Source organism: Streptomyces daqingensis (assembly GCF_014645895.1).
GTDB lineage: Bacteria > Actinomycetota > Actinomycetes > Streptomycetales > Streptomycetaceae > Streptomyces > Streptomyces daqingensis.
Genome location: NZ_BMMP01000011.1, coordinates 175,375 through 193,626, shown reverse-complemented (window position 1 = coordinate 193,626; position 18,252 = coordinate 175,375). Strand labels below are relative to the sequence as shown.

Below are 18,252 nucleotides of genomic sequence, written 5' to 3'. Positions count from 1 at the left end.
GGGCTCGTCGGTGCCGCTCCCCGGCGTGGGAGCGGCACGTTCCGTCTCGGGCGGCTCGGGCGCCCCGCTGCCCAGCGCGTCGATCCGCTCGATCGGCTTGAGAGTGCGTTCCGTGGCCGTCCACGAGGCGCAGAAGAGCATCAGCTTCGTCATGAAGCTGATCCACAGCAGCAGCGCGATGGGCGTACCGAACGCCCCGTAGACGCTCTTGGTGGCGACGGACTGCAGATATCCGCCCAACAGCAGCTTCAGCAGCTCGAAGCCCACGGCGCCCATCGCGCAGGCGAGCAGCGTCGGGCGCCGCGGTGGGCGGACGCCCGGCAGGACCGTCAGCACGTACCACAGGAGCGCGAAGTCGGCGGCGACGGCGGCTCCGTACCCGGCCGCGCTGAGCAGCACCGAGCCGAGCCCGCCCTCGCGGAGGCCGAGCTGGCCCGCGACCCAGCTGACGGCGCTGACCGCGAACGCCGAGCCGCCCAGCGAGACGAGCCCGACCGCTCCCAGCCCGGCCAGCGCACCGAAGTCCTTCAGCTTCAGCAGCACCGGGTTCCCGGGGTCCTCCTCCAGGTCCCACACGGAGCGCAGGCTCTCGCGCAGCGTCCCCACCCAGTTGACGCCCGTGACGATCAGCGCCAGTCCCGCGATCAGGCCGATCGTGCCCGCGTTGTCGGCGAACGACTGGAGGTCGAGCTGCTTGGAGATGCCGGGCACCTGGCGGCTGATGGTGTGCTGGACGGTGCGCATGCGCTCCGGCGACAGCAGCGAGGCGCCGACGGCGGCGAAGACGGCGAGCATCGGGAAGAGCGAGATGAAGCTGGTGAAGGTGACGGACGCCGCGAGCCGGTCCCACTTGCGCTCGTCGAGGTGCCGGTAGACGCGCCACAGCCGCGTACCGAGGAACCATGTGACCGCGGGGCCGATGACCGGCAGCTTCCTGAGCCATTCCACGCTCAGCGGTTACCCCCTGCGCGGGCACTCATCCGGGAGTCCCGCGACGGGAGCGCGCCGGCCCCGGGCAGGGGCCCGGGAGGGCGTGCGGTGGCGTCAGGAGAGCGGGGCGAAGGATCCGGCTTCGCCGCCGCAGGCGGGCAGCGGCTGCGGCACCTGCCGGGGCACTGCGGAGAACGCGGCGCCCGAGTCGTCGCTGTCGCCGAACGTGAACTTCCGCTGGAGCCGCCAGACCAGGTCGGCGCCCTGCTCGTAGAGGGCGAAGCCCGTGGCCGTCCACGACGCCTCGAACTCGGCCAGCTCCTCCTGCGCCCGGTCCATCGACTCCTCGGAGATGCCGTGCGCGACCGTGACGTGCGGGTGGTACGGGAACGCCAGCTCCCGCGCCACCGGCCCCTCGGGAGCCCGGACCCGCTCCTGTAGCCAGGAGCAGGCCGAGGCGCCCTCCACGAGCTGCACGAAGACGACGGGGGAGAGCGGACGGAAGGTGTCGGTGCCCGAGAGCCGCAGCTCGAACGGGCGCCCCGCGGCGGCGACCCGGGCGAGGTGCGCCTCGATCTCGGGGCGGTCGGCCGGGTCGGCCTCCGTCGGCGGCAGCAGGGTGATGTGGGTGGGGATGCCGTGGGCCGCCGGGTCGCCGAAGCTCGCACGCCGCTGCTGGAGCAGGCTGCCGTGCGGTTCGGGGACGGCGATGGATACGCCGAGCGTGACGGTCCCCACCTTGTTCTCCCTTCTGCGCTTCTCTGCCGTTCGGTGCCGGTCTGCCGGGGCGGACGCCGTGAGTGCCGTCAGTGTTTCGAGGGGAGCAGCCCCACCTTGTCGTAGGCCTGGGCGAGTGTCTCCACGGCCACGGCCCGTGCCTTCTCCGCGCCCTTCGCCAGCAGCGAGTCCAGCGTCTCCGGGTCGTCCAGGTAAGCCTGCGTACGAGACCGGAAGGGGGCCGCCCAGTCGCTGACGATCTCGGCGAGGTCCGTCTTCAGCGCACCGTAACCCTTGCCCGCGTACCTTTGCTCAAGTTCCGCGATTCCGGTGTCGGTGAGCGTGGCCAGTATCGTCAGCAGGTTGCTGACGCCCGGCTTCTCCTCCTGGTCGAAGCGGATCTCGCTGCCGGTGTCCGTGACGGCGCTCTTGATCTTCTTCGCCGACGCCTTCGGCTCGTCGAGCAGGTTGATGATGCCCTTGGGGGACGACGCCGACTTGCTCATCTTGATCGCCGGGTCCTGGAGGTCGTAGATCTTGCCCGTCTCGCGCAGGATGTACGGCTCGGGGACGGTGAACGTCGCGCCGTAGCGCCCGTTGAACCGCTCGGCGATGTTGCGGGTGAGTTCGATGTGCTGCCGCTGGTCCTCGCCGACCGGCACCTGGTGGGCCTGGTAGAGGAGGATGTCGGCGACCTGCAGGATCGGGTAGGTGAAGAGGCCGACGGACGTGCGGTCACTGCCCTGCTTCGAGGACTTGTCCTTGAACTGCGTCATGCGGGACGCCTCGCCGAAGCCCGTCATGCACTCCATCAGCCAGCTCAGCTGCGTGTGCTCGGGGACGTGGCTCTGCACGAAGAGGGTGCAGCGCTCCGGGTCCAGCCCCGCGGCCAGGAGCTGCGCCGCCGCGAGGCGGGTGTTAGCCCTCAGCTCCTCCGGGTCCTGCGGGAGGGTCAGCGCGTGCAGGTCGACGACCATGTAGAACGCGTCGTGACTCTCCTGCAGGGCGATCCACTGGCGTACGGCACCGAGATAGTTGCCGAGGTGGAACGAGCCTGATGTCGGCTGGATACCGGAGAGCACACGCGGACGGTCATTGGCCATGTGCCCATTGTCTCAGGTCCGCGAGCCCCGGAGTGCACGGTTGTGCAGTGACCTCCGGCACCGTGTCGCCCGCCGCTGGGGCCTTCCCGTACGGTCTTACGGCCTGTCACGCCCGTCCGCCGGACCCCTGCCGGAAGTGCAAGGTTTCTGCGTCGGCAGCCGGGTGGACGATAGAAAGAGGCCACACCCGCCGCCCGTACGGAAAACGTGCGCCCCGGCGGGCGGTCGCGGGACCACACGAGACGAACGGAGACCCCGGATGTCCACCTCGGAAGGGCTGATCGCAGCCGCCGAAGCGCGCAGCGCCCACAATTACCACCCCCTGCCTGTCGTGATCGCTTCGGCCGAAGGCGCCTGGATGACGGACGCCGACGGGCGCCGCTACCTCGACATGCTCGCCGGTTACTCGGCGCTCAACTTCGGGCACGGGAACGAGCGGCTCATCAACGCCGCGAAGGCGCAGCTCGACCGCGTCACCCTCACCTCCCGCGCCTTCTACCACGACCGCTTCGGCGACTTCTGCGAGCAGCTCGCCGAGCTCTGCGGCATGGAGATGGTGCTGCCCATGAACACCGGGGCCGAGGCCGTCGAGACGGCGGTGAAGACGGCCCGCAAGTGGGGGTACCGCAGCAAGGGCGTGCCCGACGGGCAGGCGAAGATCATCGTCGCGGACAACAACTTCCACGGCCGTACGACGACGATCGTCTCCTTCTCCACGGACGCGGAGGCGCGCGCGGACTTCGGCCCGTACACCCCCGGCTTCGAGATCGTGCCCTACGGCGACCTCGGCGCGCTGGAGGCCGCTCTCGACGACAACACCGTGGCAGTGCTCCTGGAGCCCATCCAGGGCGAGGCGGGCGTCCTGGTGCCCCCGTCCGGCTACCTCGCGGGCGTGCGCGAGCTGACGCGGCAGCGGAACGTGCTGTTCATCGCCGACGAGATCCAGTCGGGGCTGGGACGCACCGGCGCGACCTTCGCCTGCGAGCACGAGGGCGTGCTGCCCGACATGTACGTGCTCGGCAAGGCGCTCGGCGGCGGCGTCGTCCCCGTCTCCGCGGTGGTCTCCTCGCGGGACGTGCTGGGCGTCTACAAGCCCGGCGAGCACGGCTCCACCTTCGGCGGCAACCCGCTGGCGTGCGCCGTGGCGCTGGAGGTCGTCGCGATGCTGCGCACCGGCGAGTACCAGCAGCGCGCGAAGGAGCTGGGCGAGCACCTGCACCGCGAGCTCGGCGCGCTCGTGGGCGGCGGCGCGGTCCGCGAGGTGCGGGGGCGCGGCCTGTGGGCCGGCGTGGACGTCGACCCGGCGCACGGCACCGGCAGGGAGCTGTCGGAGAAGCTGATGGCACGCGGGGTCCTGGTGAAGGACACGCACGGTTCGACGATCCGCATCGCGCCTCCGCTCGTGGTGTCGGAGCAGGACCTCGACTGGGGCCTGGAACAGTTCAGGGCCGTGCTCGGGGGCTGAACCGGCGGGAGCGGCCCGGCCGTCCGGGGACGGGCCGCCCGACTGCCGGGCAGGCGGCGGCAGTTCGTCCGCGGAAGAGGCGGCGGGAGACGGCAGGTCGTCCGCAGGAGATGAACCGGCCCATGAACCGGCCCTCCGCGCGGTCCTGTTCGGCCGGCGCGGTCCGGTAGCCGTCCCGTACGAGCGCGAAGGGGCCCTGGCGCGGGAGACCGCGTCCAGGGCCCCTTTCGCCGTTCACGGCGAAGCGGAGGCCCGTGTCCCGTCCACGGGCGGTGGCGAGGGGCGGGCTCGCGGCGGGTTCAGTGCCCGAGCAGCTTCAGCACCTTCGCCCAGCTGTCCTGCCGCGCCGCCTGATCCGCTTCCGAGGTGGCCACGATGCTGCCGTCCGCGCCGCCCTCCTGGCCGGGCTGCCCGTAGGGGAACCAGTTCACGTGGTGCCCCGCGCGGGGGTAGGTGGCCCGCTCGTGGCGCTCGCCGCGGGCGTTGCGCTGGCCGGAGATGGTGCGGGCGGCGCCGGCGGCGCCCCACATCTTGTCGTTGCCGCCGGCCACGGCGAGCACCTTCCCGCGCACCCGGTCCAGCGCGATCGGCCCGGCCGGTACGGGGCGTCCCCGGTCGGCCCACGCGGCACGCCCCGAAGCCCCGGCCAGATAGGGGCCGTTGACCTTGTCGGACGGTGCGTAGGCGATGACGTCGCGGAAGACGGACGGACGGCGCTGCGCGAGGAGCTGGGCGATCTCGCTGCCGCGGGAGTTGCCCATCACGGCCAGCCGCTCCGGGTCCGCTCCGGGCTCGCGTCCCAGCACGCCCGCGGCGTGCGTGAAGTAGCCGAGCTCGATCATGTTGATCGCGTTGGGCCGTCCCGAGCCCTTGCCGCAGCGGAAGTAGCAGAGCGAGAGCGCCGGATGGCCGCGCGCGGCGAGCAGCGCCGCCGCGTACTCGCCGGAGTTGCCGCCCTCGCTGCCGCCGAAGACCAGCACCGGCGGGCGCCTGCGCTCACCGGCGGGCGGGGTGTACATCTCTCCGTCGACCTTGTCGCGGGCCACGGTCAGCTTGCGGTGCCGGACCTTCTCCGTCAGCCAGCGGCGCTCGACTGTGCGGCCCGCGAGCTGCCTGCCGTCCTTCGTCACCGTCAACCGCACCTGGTACGAGCGCTGTTCGGAGGGTGATGGGGGGTGGTACGAGAAGGCGTCGCCGCTGCCGATCATCTTCACGCCCGGCCCGCGCTGCGGCAGCATCTCCTTCATCAGGCCCATGCTGTCGGGCTTCGCGTAGGGGCGGCCGCGGGCCGGTGCCGTGTCGTCGAGGTCGAGTTCCCCGTCGCCGTCCGCGGTGAACTGGCCTCGGGCGCCCCAGGGCTGGCCGCGCTGGTCCCGCGCCCCGGCGGTGACGGTGACCCGGTCGTGCGCCCCGAGGCCGCTGACGCGGACGCGTATGCGTTCGTCGGCGAGAGCGGACGGGCGGTCGACGTGGATCGCCGCTCGGTCGGTGTCGGGCTTGCGGGCGTCGTCGGAGCCCGCCCCGTCCGAACAGGCCGATGAGAGGGCCAGCAGGAGGACTCCGAGGACTGCGCGTGCTTTGCCTGTAAGTGCCACGCCGGGCACCATACGCACCATCTGCCGCGGCCGCGGAATCAGACGTTCCTCCCAGCTGGAAATCCGATGAGAAATCCGCCACGCTGTCGCGCATGCTGCCAGCAGAGCGTGACTTCTATTCGACGCAGAGCGTCCACAGCGATCCGGGTATGGCGGACAGGCTCGCGGAGCTGCCCGGCGGCCCCGACGAACTCGCCCTGCTAGTACGACACTTGCTCATCCACCGCGAAGAGGCCGGCCGTTTCGGCTGCGCTCTGCCCGAATCGCGCTACCGCTCCGAGGCCGAGACCCGCTACATAGACGACATCCTGGACATCGTCACCCAGCTCGACAAGGCGCCGCTCACCGCACCGCGCCGCCCGCTCGACCGTTTCGCGGGCACCTGCCGCGACTTCGCGCTCCTGCACTGCGCGCTGCTCCGCCACACCGGCACTCCGGCCCGCGTCCGCTGCGGCTACGCCACCTACTTCGCGCCCGGCTTCCACGACGACCACTGGGTGACGGAGTACGTGCACCCGGAGCGCGGCTGGGTCCTCAGTGACCCGCAGTTCGTGCCGGACACCCGCATAGAGTCCGCGTACGAGCTCGACTTCGACCCCCTGGACGTACCCCGCGACCGCTTCCTGCTCGCGGGGGAGGGCTGGCGCCGTTGCCGGACGGGGGAGGCGGACCCCAAGACCTTCGGCGTCAGCACGCTCGGCCTCATGGGGCTGTGGATGGTGCGGGGCAACGTCGTACGGGACCTCGCCGCGCTCAACAAGGCCGAGGTGCTGCCGTGGGACGCCTGGGGCGTCGGCGACGGCGGCCGTCGCGGCGACGAGGAGCCCGGCGAGGCCGAGCTGGCCCTGCTGGACGAGGCGGCCCAGGCAACCGTGGAGGCGGACTTCGAACGCGTCCGCTCCCTGTTCCTGGAGACCCCGGGGCTCCGGGTGCCGGAGACGATCACCTCGTACCAGTCGTACGACGGGGAGTGCGAGGTGCGGCTGCGCGGGGACCGGCCGGGTTCCTGACGTGGGGCCGGGCGCCCGGCGCAATCCTGCTGCCGGCCCGGTCCCGCTGCCGCCCGGCTCGTTCGTACCGCCGGACCGGCCCCGCGGCCCGTGCTCTCACGCGCCGGCCGTGCAGTTCGGCGCCGCCGGCGCCCGGACGTGCGCCGCGGCCCGGTTCTCCCTCCGTGAGGCGCGCGGCCGCGCGCGCCCCGCGGTGCGGCCGTGGTCCAAGGGCCGTTCGGCTGCGCGCAGTTGACGGTCGATGCGTCGCTCGCGGAGGGCTCCCGCGACCGGGGCCAGCAGGAGGAGGGTCAGCAGGGCGATCCCGATGAGGGTGTGGAATGCGGAGTTCATGCCAATACGGTGGCCGATCCGCGCCCGGAAGGTCAGTGGCAGGACTGTCACCGAACATCGAATTACTGCCATACTCGTGGTGTGCTGAAAAACGTCGCGGTCGCGCTCACGCACGGCGTCAACGCGTTCGAACTGGGAGTCGCGGCAGAGGTCTTCGGGATGGACCGCAGCGATCAGGGGCTCCCGGTCTACGACTTCGCCCTGGTCGCCGCCGAGCCCCCGCCCATCCGCGCCAACCCGGCGTTCACCATCGGCACTGAGCACGGCCTCGGCCGGCTGGCCGAAGCCGACCTGGTCGTCGTGCCGGCCGGACAGGGCTACGTGGAGCGGGAGTACTCCGAAGAGCTGCTGAACGCCTTGCGCGCCGCCGCGGAGCGCGGTGCCTGGGTGCTCAGCGTGTGCTCCGGCGCCTTCGTACTCGGCGCGGCCGGCCTGCTGGACGGGCGGCGCTGCACCACCCACTGGCGCTACACCCGGCAGCTGGCCCAGCGCTGGCCCAAGGCGCGGATCGAGCCGGACGTCCTGTACACCGAGGACGGCCCCGTGGTGACGTCGGCGGGCACCGCCGCCGGTATCGACGCCTGCCTGCACCTGGTCCGCCGGGAGCAGGGGAGCCAGGTGGCGAACGCGATCGCACGGCGCATGGTCGTGCCGCCGCACCGCGAAGGCGGTCAGGCCCAGTACATCGAGCAGCCGGTGCCGTCCGAACGGAGCGACGACGCGATCGGTGCCTCCCTGCACTGGATGGAGGAGAACCTGACAGAGCAGGTCACGGTGGAGCAGCTGGCCGACCGGGCCCACATGGCGCCCCGCACGTACGCGCGCCGCTTCCAGCAGGAGACGGGCACGACCCCGCACCAGTGGGTGCTGGGCCAGCGCATCCTCCGCGCCCAGCACCTCCTGGAGGAGACGAATCTGACCGTCGACGCCGTCGCGGCCCGGGCCGGGTTCGGAAACGACGCGGCCCTCCGGCACCACTTCGTCCGCCGCCTCGGCACGACCCCCCACGCCTACCGCCGCACTTTCCGCGGCCCGTCCGGCTCGGAAGTGCTCGGGTAGGCCCGCGGAGCCGCTCCCGCTCAGGGTGCCGGGGCCCGGACGCCGGAGCGCCGGGAACCCCTGGGCTTCAGGGCTCCCGGCGCTGCCTGCGTGGGTTCAGCTGCGGTGGCGGGGCGGCCTCAGCCCGCCTGCGCCCTCTCGTAGAGCTCCTGGGCCTCCGCACCGAAGTACGGGCCGAACATCGTGTCGGGCAGGAACACGTACCCGAAGCTGTTCACGGACGACTGGAGGCCCGTGCCGGTGGCCTCGTCGAACTCCGTGAACCACGGGCCGCCGCTGGAGCCGCCCGTCATGTTGCACGAGAGGCCGTGGTCCTTGGTGAGCAGCACGTCCTGGAAGCTCGTGCCGCTGCAGTAGACCAGCTTCTCGCCGTCGTACGGGTCGGCGGCGGGGAAGCCGAAGGAGTACATGGTGGTGTTGTACGCGGCGTTGAAGGACAGGCCCTGGGCTCCGACGACGTCGGCGAGCTTCTTGCCGTCCAGCGGGTCCACCACCGCGGCCCCGATGTCGAAGTTCATGTCCTCGCTGGCCTCCCACTGGGGGGTGGTCAGCGTCTCCGCGGCCGTCCACTTGCCGTGCGGGGCCTCGCCGTCGTGGTAGCCGGGGACGAAGACCCAGTCGGTGTGCCAGGCGCCCTGGTACTTCACGCAGTGCCCGGCCGTCATGACCGTGCTGCCGTTGTCGCTGGTGACGGAGTTGCCGGAGCAGGAGGCGTCCCGGTCCCCCATCTTGAAGAAGACCCGTCCCGAGGTCTGTACGACGTCACCGCCGCCGGACCAGGGGCCGCCCGGCTCGGGCAGGGCCTTGGTGCCGCTCTCCGGCGCCCGCGGCGGCACCTTCAACTCGGCGCCGCGCCGCACTTCCTCGGTGGCGCGGTCCGTCACGCGGGCGCCGAGGCCGAGGAGTTCCTCGACCGGTGTGGCGGCGCGCATCCGCTCGGCGGTCCAGTGGCCCGCGGCGTCGGCACGTGCCGACTCGGAGACCTTCTGGCTGGTGGCGGGGCTGCCGGAGTCGGCGCTCGCCGGCGTGGCCTGGAGGGTGAGGGCGAGCAGTGCGCCTATTGCGGCGAGGGCGCCCGCTCCGGTGCGCATACGTCTGGTGCGTCTCACGCGTACTCCTTCTGCTGTGTGGGGTGGTGCAGACGAGTGGTGCGGGTAGACGTGCAAGTTGCTGTTGTGCGTCGATAGCGTGCCCCGAAATGACCCTCGCTGAACGGGAGTCGGGCCCGCGGACACGAAAGCGCCCGGAGCGCGAGCTCCGGGCGCCGTCGTGTGCGGGGTGCCGAACGGGCGCGTACGCGCCCCGGGTTCAGAAGCGGCGTGTGATCAGCGCGCGCTTGACCTCCTGGATCGCCTTGGTGACCTCGATGCCGCGAGGGCAGGCGTCCGTGCAGTTGAAGGTGGTGCGGCAACGCCACACGCCGTCCTTGTCGTTGAGGATCTCCAGACGCTGCTCGCCCGCCTCGTCACGGCTGTCGAAGATGAAGCGGTGCGCGTTGACGATCGCCGCCGGGCCGAAGTACTGCCCGTCGTTCCAGTAGATGGGGCACGAGCTTGTGCAGGCCGCGCACAGGATGCACTTCGTCGTGTCGTCGAAGCGCGCCCGGTCCTCGTCGGACTGGAACCGCTCCCGCGTCGGCTCGTTGCCGGAGGTCACCAGGAACGGCATGACGTCCCGGTACGCCTGGAAGAACGGCTCCATGTCGACGACGAGGTCCTTGAGGACGGTCAGCCCCTTGATCGCCTCGACCGTGATCGGCTTCTCCGGGCTTATGTCCTTGATCAGCGTCTTGCAGGCCAGCCGGTTGCGCCCGTTGATGCGCATCGCGTCCGAGCCGCAGATGCCGTGCGCGCAGGAGCGCCGGAACGTCAGCGTGCCGTCCTGCTCCCACTTGATCCGGTGCAGCGCGTCCAGGACCCGGTCCTTGGAGTCGATCTCGAGGGTGAAGTCCTCCCAGGACGCGTCCGCGGAGACCTCCGGGTTGAAGCGGCGGATCCGGAACGTCACGGTGATCATGCCGGACGTGGTGGGCTCGGCCGTCCCGGACTGGCCGGGCTGTTCCATGACTGCGGTGCTCATCAGTACTTACGCTCCATCGGCTGGTAGCGGGTCTGCACGACCGGCTTGTAGTCCAGCCGGATCGACTCGGTGCCGTCGTCGCCGACGTCGCGGTACGCCATGGTGTGGCGCATGAAGTTGACGTCGTCGCGGTTCGGGTAGTCCTCGCGGTAGTGGCCGCCGCGCGACTCCTTGCGGGCCAGCGCGGAGACGGCGGTGACCTCCGCCAGGTCCAGCAGGTTGCCCAGCTCCAGGGCCTCCAGCAGATCGGTGTTGAACCGCTTGCCCTTGTCCTGGACGCTGATGTCCCGGTAGCGCTTGCGCAGTTCGCCGATCTCCTCGACGGCTTCCTTCAGCGTCTGCTCGGTGCGGAAGACCATCACGTTCTTGTCCATGCACTCCTGCAGAGCCCTGCGGATCTCCACGACGCGCTCGTTGCCCGTGGCGTCCCGCAGGTTCTCGACCTCGCCCTCGACGAACGCGCTCGGGTTCTCCGGCAGTTCGACGAAGTCGGCCGTGGAGGCGTACTCCGCGGCAGCGATGCCGGCCCTGCGTCCGAAGACGTTGATGTCCAGCAGCGAGTTGGTGCCGAGCCGGTTCGCGCCGTGCACGGAGACGCAGGCGACCTCGCCCGCCGCGTACAGACCGGGCACCGGGGTGTTGTTGTCGGAGAGCACCTGGCCGCGGACGTTGGTCGGCATGCCGCCCATCGCGTAGTGCGCCGTCGGCTGGATCGGCACCGGGTCGGTGTAGGGCTCGATGCCGAGGTACGTGCGGGCGAACTCGGTGATGTCGGGCAGCTTGGCGTCCAGCTGCTCCGGCGGCAGGTGCGTCAGGTCGAGGAAGACGTGGTCCTTGTCCGGGCCGCAGCCGCGGCCCTCGCGGATCTCGGTGTAGATCGCGCGGGAGACGACGTCACGCGAGGCGAGGTCCTTCATGACGGGCGCGTACTTCTCCATGAAGCGCTCGCCGTCCTTGTTGCGGAGGATGCCGCCCTCGCCGCGGGCGCCCTCCGTGAGGAGGATGCCCATCTTCCAGATGCCGGTGGGGTGGAACTGGAAGAACTCCATGTCCTCCAGCGGCAGCCCGCGCCGGAACGCGGCCGCCTGGCCGTCGCCGGTGAGCGTGTGCGCGTTGGAGGAGACCTTGAAGAACTTGCCGTTGCCGCCCGAGGCGAAGACGACCGACTTGGCCTGGAAGACGTGGATCTCGCCGGTGGCCAGTTCGTACGCGACGACACCCGCCGTCTTGCGGATGCCGTCGACCTCGCTCAGCAGCAGGTCAAGGACGTAGAACTCGTTGTAGAACTCCACGCCCTCCTTCACGCAGTTCTGGTACAGCGTCTGGAGGATCATGTGGCCGGTGCGGTCCGCTGCGTAGCAGGACCGGCGCACCGGCGCCTCGCCGTGGTTGCGGCTGTGGCCGCCGAAGCGGCGCTGGTCGATGGTGCCGTCCGGGGTGCGGTTGAACGGCAGGCCCATCTTCTCCAGGTCGAGGACGGAGTCGATGGCCTCCTTCGCGAGGATCTCCGCGGCGTCCTGGTCGACCAGGTAGTCGCCGCCCTTGATCGTGTCGAAGGTGTGCCACTCCCAGTTGTCCTCCTCGACGTTCGCGAGGGCCGCGGCCATGCCGCCCTGCGCGGCGCCGGTGTGGGAGCGCGTGGGGTACAGCTTCGTCAGCACGGCGGTGCGGCTGCGCTTCGTCGACTCGATGGCCGCGCGCATGCCGGCGCCGCCGGCGCCGACGATGACCGTGTCGTACTTGTGGATCTTCATTGGGTTACCTCAGCCCCGTACGTACGTCAGCGAATGTTCGGGTCGAAGGTGAAGATCACCAGCGTGCCCAGCAGGACCGTGAACACCGTGGCGGTGTACAGCAGCATCTTCAGCCAGAAGCGGGTGTTGTCCCGCTCCGCGTAGTCGTTGACGACCGTGCGCAGGCCGTTCGCTCCGTGCAGCATCGCCAGCCACAGCATCAGCAGGTCCCAGACCTGCCAGAAGGGCGACGCCCAGCGGCCGGCGACGAAGGCGAAGCCGATCTTCGTCACGCCGCCGTCCAGCACGAGCTGGATCAGCAGGTGCCCGAGGACGAGCACGACCAGCACGATGCCCGACAGCCGCATGAACAGCCAGGTGTGCATCTCGAAGTTGCCCCGCGTCGCCTTCGGCGTCTTGCCGGTGCGGGCCCGGGGCGGAGCGATCACGGGGGCCGGGTTGTCCACGCTGTAGGTGCGCTCGCCGTCCGCGGACCCGGCGGCGCCGGTGCCGGCGTTTGCGGTCTCTGTCGACATCGTCATCAGCTCCCGAACAGCGTGTGCAGGGTGTGCCGCAGGACGGGGTAGAAGGCGCCCGCCATCAGCACGCCCCAGATGGTCATCACGGTCCACAGCATCTGCTTCTGGTACTTCGCGCCCTTCGACCAGAAGTCCACCGCGACGACCCGCAGGCCGTTCAGCGCGTGGAAGAGCACGGCGGCGACGAGGCCGTACTCCATGAGGTTGACGAGCGGTGTCTTGTAGATCGCCACCGTCTCGTCGTACGTCTCAGGAGAGACGCGGACAAGCGCGGTGTCGAGCACATGGACGAACAGGAAGAAGAAGATGAGGACGCCGGTGACTCGGTGAGCCACCCAGGACCACATTCCTTCCCGGCCGCGATACAGCGTTCCAGCCGGCACGGAACTAAACCCTCCGGGAGCGGATGTAAGAGCCTGCCGCCATCTTCGACTCGGAAGTGGAGCGGTGTCGGTCGGGCTCGGCCGGGTACGGTCCACCGGCCTGGGCCATCGTAGCGACGCTTTCCCCGTACAAACGTCCCGGGTGGGGCGGGTGTGATCAATCAGGCACCGGGGACAGCGGTCCCGGGGTGTGTCACCTCCGAGGTCAGCGCGGTGCCGCGACCAGCCGCAGGAGCCGCCCCCGCGCGAGCCGGCGCAGCTCCTCGGCGGCCACGAGGCGCTCCTCCTCCGGGTCGCTGCCGAGCCGGGAGCGCACGCTCTCCAGCGCCTGGCCGAGCCGCTCCCCGGGGTCGTGCCCGTCGAGGCAGATGAGGAAGGGGTGGCCGAACCTGGCCTCGTACGCGGAGTGCGCGGCCCGCAGAGCGGTGTGGGCGGCGAGGGTGCCGCGCTGGTCGGCGGAGCGCTCCTGGGACCCGGTGCCGGGAGCGGCGGCGGACGGCGGTGTGAGCGGCGAGGGGAGCTGCGGCGTCTCCGCGGCGAGCGCTTCGGAGAGGTCTCCGGGCGTCATGTCGTAGCTGGCCTCGTCGAGCGCCGCCAGCAGCGCGTCCATGTCCGGGTAGGGGCGGCAGTCCGCGATCCGGGCGGCCCAGCGCGGGTTGCGGCAGCAGTGCTGCAGCAGGGCGGTCGTCTCGTCGCGGGGTGTGGCGTTGAACCGGCCGAGGGGGAGCGGCAGCGGTGCCGGGCGCGGCGCAGCCGGCTGGACGGGCAGCGGGCCCCCCGCCGGCGGAGGCACCGCGTCCACGCCGCCGGCGGTATCGGGCGCCTGCTCGTCGCTTCGCTGGGTGGGCAGAGGCATGGGCTCCTCGGACGGTGACGCGCGAATGAACGTACGGAGTCGGAGTGCTGGGTACGGGCGAACAGCGGACTGCGGGAGCCGCCGCCGCGGCCGTGCGGCGCGGCCGGACGCCTGACCGGGCCCCGTGCGGCGCCCGTTCCGGCGGTGCGGCCGGCCCCGCGGGACACCGTAACGACGGAGAGGGGGAGCGATACGACGAGTATGCGAAATTCACCCGGACGGGAATCTTCCGCATCGGATGCCGAATAAGTGCCGATCGAAAGGGGTCATAGCCTATCCACATGGGACATAAGCGGCAGAGGAATCGAGCGGTCTCCGTGATGGCACTCGCGACGAGTGCGGTGATGGTTCTCACTCTCAGCGCCTGCTCCGACGACGGATCGGGCGCCGGCGAGGGCGGCGACGGCGGTGAGAGTTCCGCGGTGCCCACCCCCACCGGGCCGTCCCGCAAGGGGCCCGCTCCAGCGGCCGTTCCCTCCGTGCGGGACTGGAAGCCGGTGCGCGGACCGGGCTGGAACCCCTCACGCCACACCCGCGTCGTCGCCGACCCCGAGGGCCCCCTAGCGGACGAGGGGAAGCTGCTCGCGAGAGAGCTCAACGTGCCCTTCACCAAGGGGCCCGCCCGCACCGCGGACGTCGAGCTGGCTCTCGACGATGGCGTGGGCGGCGGGCGCGAGGCGTACGAACTGTCCAGCCGGAAGGGGCAGGTGAAGATCTCGGCCTCCGACCACGCGGGCGTCTTCTACGGCACGCGCACGCTGTTGCAGTCGGTGCGGGCCCAGGGCGGGGTGGCCGACGGGACCGTGCGCGACAGGCCGGACCGTCCCCAGCGCGGGTTCATGCTCGACATCGCGCGCAAGCACTTCAGTGCGGAGTGGATCGAGGACCGGATCCGGGAGATGGGCGACCTCAAGCTCAACCAGCTGCAGCTGCACATCTCCGACGACCAGGCGTTCCGCGTGGAGAGCACGTCGCACCCGGAGGTCGTCTCCTCGCCGCGGCTGACCAAGGCGCAGATGCGGCGGATCGTGAAGCTGGCCGAGTCGCGGCACATCGCCGTCATCCCGGAGATCGACTCGCCGGGGCATCTGGGAGCGGTGCTGAAGGCCCATCCGGAGCTGCAGCTGAAGGACGAGTCGGGGCAGCCGACCGAGGGCGCGATCGACATCTCCGACCCCGGCGCGGCGAAGATCGTCGACGATCTGCTGCGGGAGTATGCGGACCTCTTCCCCGGCAAGTACTGGCATCTGGGCGGCGACGAGTACCTGGCCCTGGCGAAGGAGGACCCCGAGGAGTCCTATCCGCAGCTCGCCGAGAAGGCCCGCGAGGAGCACGGAAAGAAGGCCGGGGTCCAGGACCTCGCCGCGCAGTGGCTCAACGACCGGGCCGAGACCGTACGCAAGGAGGGCAAGAAGCCCCAGGTGTGGAACGACGGCGTCCACGCGGGCGGCGAGGTGAAGGTGCACCGGGACCGGCAGATCGCGTACTGGACCGGCAAGGAGGCCGGGGAGCGCGATCCCGTGGAGTACCTGAAGGAGGGGTGGAAGCTGATCAACCTCAACGACGAGTACCTCTACTACGTGCTGGGGCAGCCGAACGACTTCACATATCCGACAGGTCGCCGCATTTACGAACAGTGGACGCCCGCGGTCCTTCGCGGGACCAAGCCGGTACCCAAATCGTTGTCCGGACCGGAGCACATCCCGGGCGGTCGGTTCGCGGTCTGGTGCGACCGGGCCGGAGCGCAGACGCCGCAGCAGGTGGCCGACGGCATCCGGATGCCTCTCGCCGCCACGGCGCAGAAGCTCTGGAATCCCGGGAAACCGGCCCTGAGCTGGGAGGACTTCAAGAAGCTCGCCATGCGCGCGAGCTGAGGAAATGCGAAGGCGACCGGGGTCGCCACCCCCCACAGGAGAGACCCCGATCGCCCTCGAGAACGGGCGCACCACGCCAGGGGCAGGCCCGTACTCCTAACAGCGTTCGCGGCCCTCATTCTGTTACGTGGTCAACTTACGTGGACGATGACGCACACTTGGCCTTAGCGTGCTCTCGCATCGATGCTGGTCGGTGCGGACAGAAATCGCAGGCAAGAGCGACACGGCAGAGAGGCGCCCGACCAGGGGCGTGACCAGATCCGTTGGGACATCGCGGAGTGGGGCGAGACACGGGCGTGCAGGGGGACGACGCGGAGTTGACCGCCGCGGTACGCGCGGCACAGGGCGGGGACGAAGTCGCCTTCCGCACTGTGTACCGGGCTGTGCACCCGCGGCTGCTCGGCTATGTCCGCACCCTCGTCAGCGAGCCGGACGCCGAGGACGTCGCCTCGGAGGCCTGGCTGCAGATCGCGCGCGACATCAGCCGCTTCAGCGGCGACGCCGACCGCTTCCGGGGGTGGGCCGCGCGCATCGCGCGCAACCGCGCCCTGGACCACCTGCGTTCTCGGGGCCGCCGGCCCGCCATCGGCGGGGACGAGAGCGACCTGGCCGTCCTCCCGGCGGGCGTCGACACCGCCGACGAGGCTCTCGAGGCGCTCGGCACCGGACGGACGATGGCGCTGATCTCCCGCCTCCCCCAGGACCAGGCGGAGGCGGTGGTGCTGCGGGTCGTCGTGGGCCTCGACGCGAAGAGCGCCGCGCAGGTCCTCGGCAAGCGTTCGGGGGCGGTCCGCACGGCCGCTCACCGGGGCCTTCGCAAGCTCGCCGAACTTCTCGACGAAACCGGCGGGGATTCCGCAGAACCGGCGGAGGGCCGGGGAGCGTCCCAGTGGGACACGGGCCGCGGTGTGACGCATAAGGCCTCGCGAACGCTGAGGGAAACGTGATGGCGGACGACGACCGGTACAGGTGGCTGGACGACGAAGTTGCGGAGAGACTGCTTCGCGGCGCGTCGGTCAATGCGCGTAGCGCGCAGGACGACGGGCGCCGGGGCGAGGCCCATGACAACGTTGAACCGTCCCCCACCAGCACTTCTGCACGGCCCGGCAAGACGGCACCTTCCTGGGCCGCCGACGGCCGTGCCCTCAGCGAAGCGGGTGTGACGCGGCCGGCGGGCCAGCCGGAACGCCATCCCGCCGATCGGCTCGCGTCGTTGCTCGGTGATTTGGCGGCCGAGCAGACAGCGATGCCCCACATCTCCTCCTCCGCGCGGCACCGTACGGGCGCGGCGCACGGCGTACATGCCGGCGCTCCCGCCGAGCTTCCCGGCGAGGCCGCGGCGCTCGCGGCCTTCCGTGCGGCACACGCCGAGACGGTGCGCAGCGGGGCCGTCGAGATCGGGGCCGGGCCGGCGGAATCCGGAACAGTCGTGGGCCGGCTCGCCGCGCGCGAGCGCCGCGGCCGCAGGCCGGGCGCCGGCCGCCTCGTGTCCCTCGGCGGACGCCCCCTGCGCGCGGGATTCGCCATGGCCGTGGCCGGCTGTGCTCTCGGCGGGGTCGCGGTCGCCGCCACCACCGGCGTCCTGCCGACGCCGTTCGGCGGGGGCGGTACGCCCGCGGCGAGTGTGTCACCGCTGGCGAGCCCGAGCGGGGGTGACCGCGACGCCGCCCTGGGCGGCGGCGACGGCAGCCCCGACGAGAACAACGGACCAAGACGCGGCACCCGCGAGGGTGGCAAGTCGGGGCCGTCGGATTCGCCGAGCGGCGAGGACCTCGCGGGTAAGGGCAAAGGCAAGGACGGCAAGGGCAAGAACGGCAAGTGGCCGGAAGACGGCAAGGGGCTGTCGGAGGCCGAGAAGAAGGCGATCGCGCGAGCTCTCTGCGCGGCCTACGAGGACCACGAACTCTCCCTTAGCGACCGGCTGAAGCTGGAGGCCGTCGCGGGCGGCCCGGCGGGCGTGCAGAAGTTCTGCGACAAGCACGACGGCGGCGGCTCGCAGTCCGGTGGTCCCGGGAACTCGGGCGGCATCGGCACCCCCGGGGATTCAGGCGGAAACGGCGACGTCGGCGGGGGCGGCGGCCCCGGCGGCGGTGGCCCGGGCGGCGGCGGTCCGGGCGGCGGTGATTCGGGCGGCGACTCCGGTGGTGATACCGGAGGTTCGGACGGCGGCGACTCCGGCGGCGACTCCGGCGGTGTGGGTACGCCCAGCAACGGCGGCGCCGACGGTTCCAGCGGCGGCGACGGGGACGGCGACTCGGGCGACTCGGTCCCGAGCGGCACCGACGAGCCGCTCGGCGCCCCCTCGCAGACCTGAGCCGAGCCGTCGCGAGGGCATGACACGTCCTCCGTGACGCGTACGCCGTGACACGCTCCGGCTCGGCGCCCGGTGTCACGCGCGAGTCTCCGCGCGGACGGTCCGGTTCGCGCCGGGAGCGCCCGCTCCGGGCAGCGGGAGGCTTCTCCATGGCGAATTTCGCTGGTTGCCCCAGCCCTCCGCGCACCCCGGGGGCTGGGGCAGCGTGTGTTTTCCGGCCCGCCCGGGCGGCCCCGTGCGGACCGGTTCCGAGACCCCTTTA

16 protein-coding genes and 1 pseudogene are annotated in these 18,252 nt (G+C 71.3%); 6 read left to right on the top strand and 11 right to left on the bottom strand.

The annotated features are described in order from the left end of the window. Positions 1–123: 123 nt before the first annotated feature. The 3 genes and pseudogenes from IEY56_RS28545 to trpS form a co-directional block, all read right to left on the bottom strand. A pseudogene (locus tag IEY56_RS28545) lies at positions 124–948 on the bottom strand (YihY/virulence factor BrkB family protein); the annotation flags it as partial. Positions 949–1,044: 96 nt separating this feature from the next. Further along, positions 1,045–1,668 (bottom strand): 2'-5' RNA ligase family protein, encoded by a 624-nt coding sequence (locus tag IEY56_RS17970; RefSeq protein WP_189038221.1) that lies wholly within the window; start codon positions 1,666–1,668, stop codon positions 1,045–1,047. Positions 1,669–1,736: 68 nt separating this feature from the next. Further along, the gene (gene trpS, locus IEY56_RS17965; RefSeq protein ID WP_189038220.1) at positions 1,737–2,750 is read right to left on the bottom strand and encodes a tryptophan--tRNA ligase; all 1,014 of its coding nucleotides are present in this window, start codon (positions 2,748–2,750) and stop codon (positions 1,737–1,739) included. Positions 2,751–3,009: 259 nt separating this feature from the next. Here trpS and rocD point away from each other — a divergent pair, with 259 nt between their 5' ends. After that, the gene (gene rocD, locus IEY56_RS17960; RefSeq protein ID WP_045862957.1) at positions 3,010–4,215 is read left to right on the top strand and encodes an ornithine--oxo-acid transaminase; all 1,206 of its coding nucleotides are present in this window, start codon (positions 3,010–3,012) and stop codon (positions 4,213–4,215) included. A 299-nt stretch (positions 4,216–4,514) separates the two neighbouring features. On the opposite strand, the gene IEY56_RS17955 is transcribed toward rocD, so the two are convergent. Next, positions 4,515–5,810 (bottom strand): acyl-CoA thioesterase/bile acid-CoA:amino acid N-acyltransferase family protein, encoded by a 1,296-nt coding sequence (locus IEY56_RS17955; protein WP_229711978.1) that lies wholly within the window; start codon positions 5,808–5,810, stop codon positions 4,515–4,517. Between the two features lie 92 nt (positions 5,811–5,902). Here IEY56_RS17955 and IEY56_RS17950 point away from each other — a divergent pair, with 92 nt between their 5' ends. After that, on the top strand, positions 5,903–6,820 hold the full coding sequence (locus tag IEY56_RS17950) for a transglutaminase-like domain-containing protein (RefSeq protein WP_189038218.1): 918 nt from the start codon (positions 5,903–5,905) through the stop codon (positions 6,818–6,820). Positions 6,821–6,916: 96 nt separating this feature from the next. Here IEY56_RS17950 and IEY56_RS17945 read toward each other — a convergent pair whose 3' ends face one another. After that, positions 6,917–7,153, bottom strand: a complete 237-nt coding sequence (locus IEY56_RS17945; protein WP_189038217.1) for a hypothetical protein — start codon at positions 7,151–7,153, stop codon at positions 6,917–6,919. Between the two features lie 81 nt (positions 7,154–7,234). On the opposite strand from IEY56_RS17945, the gene IEY56_RS17940 reads away from it, so the two are divergent. Beyond that, positions 7,235–8,212 (top strand): GlxA family transcriptional regulator, encoded by a 978-nt coding sequence (locus tag IEY56_RS17940; RefSeq protein WP_189038216.1) that lies wholly within the window; start codon positions 7,235–7,237, stop codon positions 8,210–8,212. 119 nt (positions 8,213–8,331) lie between these two features. Here IEY56_RS17940 and IEY56_RS17935 read toward each other — a convergent pair whose 3' ends face one another. The 6 genes from IEY56_RS17935 to IEY56_RS17910 form a co-directional block, all read right to left on the bottom strand. Next, complete coding sequence (locus tag IEY56_RS17935; RefSeq protein ID WP_189038299.1) at positions 8,332–9,303, bottom strand: trypsin-like serine peptidase; 972 nt, start codon at positions 9,301–9,303, stop codon at positions 8,332–8,334. Between the two features lie 217 nt (positions 9,304–9,520). Beyond that, complete coding sequence (locus IEY56_RS17930) at positions 9,521–10,291, bottom strand: succinate dehydrogenase iron-sulfur subunit (protein ID WP_189038215.1); 771 nt, start codon at positions 10,289–10,291, stop codon at positions 9,521–9,523. Further along, positions 10,291–12,045: a succinate dehydrogenase flavoprotein subunit gene (sdhA, locus tag IEY56_RS17925; protein ID WP_189038214.1), complete on the bottom strand. Its 1,755-nt coding sequence runs from the start codon at positions 12,043–12,045 to the stop codon at positions 10,291–10,293. Before sdhA ends, IEY56_RS17930 begins: the two co-directional genes overlap by 1 nt. 26 nt (positions 12,046–12,071) lie before the next feature. After that, positions 12,072–12,560, bottom strand: coding sequence for a succinate dehydrogenase hydrophobic membrane anchor subunit (locus IEY56_RS17920; protein WP_189038298.1), 489 nt, complete (start codon positions 12,558–12,560; stop codon positions 12,072–12,074). Positions 12,561–12,565: 5 nt separating this feature from the next. Continuing rightward, positions 12,566–12,946 (bottom strand): succinate dehydrogenase, cytochrome b556 subunit, encoded by a 381-nt coding sequence (sdhC, locus tag IEY56_RS17915; protein ID WP_189038213.1) that lies wholly within the window; start codon positions 12,944–12,946, stop codon positions 12,566–12,568. Positions 12,947–13,151: 205 nt separating this feature from the next. Further along, the gene (locus IEY56_RS17910) at positions 13,152–13,802 is read right to left on the bottom strand and encodes a 2-oxo-4-hydroxy-4-carboxy-5-ureidoimidazoline decarboxylase (protein ID WP_189038212.1); all 651 of its coding nucleotides are present in this window, start codon (positions 13,800–13,802) and stop codon (positions 13,152–13,154) included. Positions 13,803–14,083: 281 nt separating this feature from the next. Here IEY56_RS17910 and IEY56_RS17905 point away from each other — a divergent pair, with 281 nt between their 5' ends. From IEY56_RS17905 to IEY56_RS17895, 3 genes are all read left to right on the top strand, one after another. Next, positions 14,084–15,676 carry a beta-N-acetylhexosaminidase gene (locus IEY56_RS17905; protein WP_189038211.1) on the top strand — a complete coding sequence of 531 codons (1,593 nt, stop codon included), beginning with the start codon at positions 14,084–14,086 and terminating at the stop codon, positions 15,674–15,676. A 296-nt stretch (positions 15,677–15,972) separates the two neighbouring features. Further along, positions 15,973–16,623 carry an RNA polymerase sigma factor gene (locus IEY56_RS17900; protein WP_189038297.1) on the top strand — a complete coding sequence of 217 codons (651 nt, stop codon included), beginning with the start codon at positions 15,973–15,975 and terminating at the stop codon, positions 16,621–16,623. A 299-nt stretch (positions 16,624–16,922) separates the two neighbouring features. After that, complete coding sequence (locus IEY56_RS17895; RefSeq protein WP_189038308.1) at positions 16,923–17,990, top strand: hypothetical protein; 1,068 nt, start codon at positions 16,923–16,925, stop codon at positions 17,988–17,990. The last annotated feature ends 262 nt before the right edge of the window (positions 17,991–18,252 follow it).

Coding starts and splice junctions, on each gene's coding strand:
- IEY56_RS17950 (WP_189038218.1), top strand. CDS start 5,903: ATGCTGCCAGCAGAGCGTGACTTCTATTCGACGCAGAGCGTCCACAGC.
- IEY56_RS17935 (WP_189038299.1), bottom strand. CDS start 9,303: ATGCGCACCGGAGCGGGCGCCCTCGCCGCAATAGGCGCACTGCTCGCC.
- IEY56_RS17945 (WP_189038217.1), bottom strand. CDS start 7,153: ATGAACTCCGCATTCCACACCCTCATCGGGATCGCCCTGCTGACCCTC.
- IEY56_RS17910 (WP_189038212.1), bottom strand. CDS start 13,802: ATGCCTCTGCCCACCCAGCGAAGCGACGAGCAGGCGCCCGATACCGCC.
- rocD (WP_045862957.1), top strand. CDS start 3,010: ATGTCCACCTCGGAAGGGCTGATCGCAGCCGCCGAAGCGCGCAGCGCC.
- trpS (WP_189038220.1), bottom strand. CDS start 2,750: ATGGCCAATGACCGTCCGCGTGTGCTCTCCGGTATCCAGCCGACATCA.
- IEY56_RS17905 (WP_189038211.1), top strand. CDS start 14,084: ATGGGACATAAGCGGCAGAGGAATCGAGCGGTCTCCGTGATGGCACTC.
- IEY56_RS17920 (WP_189038298.1), bottom strand. CDS start 12,560: ATGTCGACAGAGACCGCAAACGCCGGCACCGGCGCCGCCGGGTCCGCG.
- IEY56_RS17930 (WP_189038215.1), bottom strand. CDS start 10,291: ATGAGCACCGCAGTCATGGAACAGCCCGGCCAGTCCGGGACGGCCGAG.
- IEY56_RS17895 (WP_189038308.1), top strand. CDS start 16,923: ATGCCCCACATCTCCTCCTCCGCGCGGCACCGTACGGGCGCGGCGCAC.
- sdhA (WP_189038214.1), bottom strand. CDS start 12,045: ATGAAGATCCACAAGTACGACACGGTCATCGTCGGCGCCGGCGGCGCC.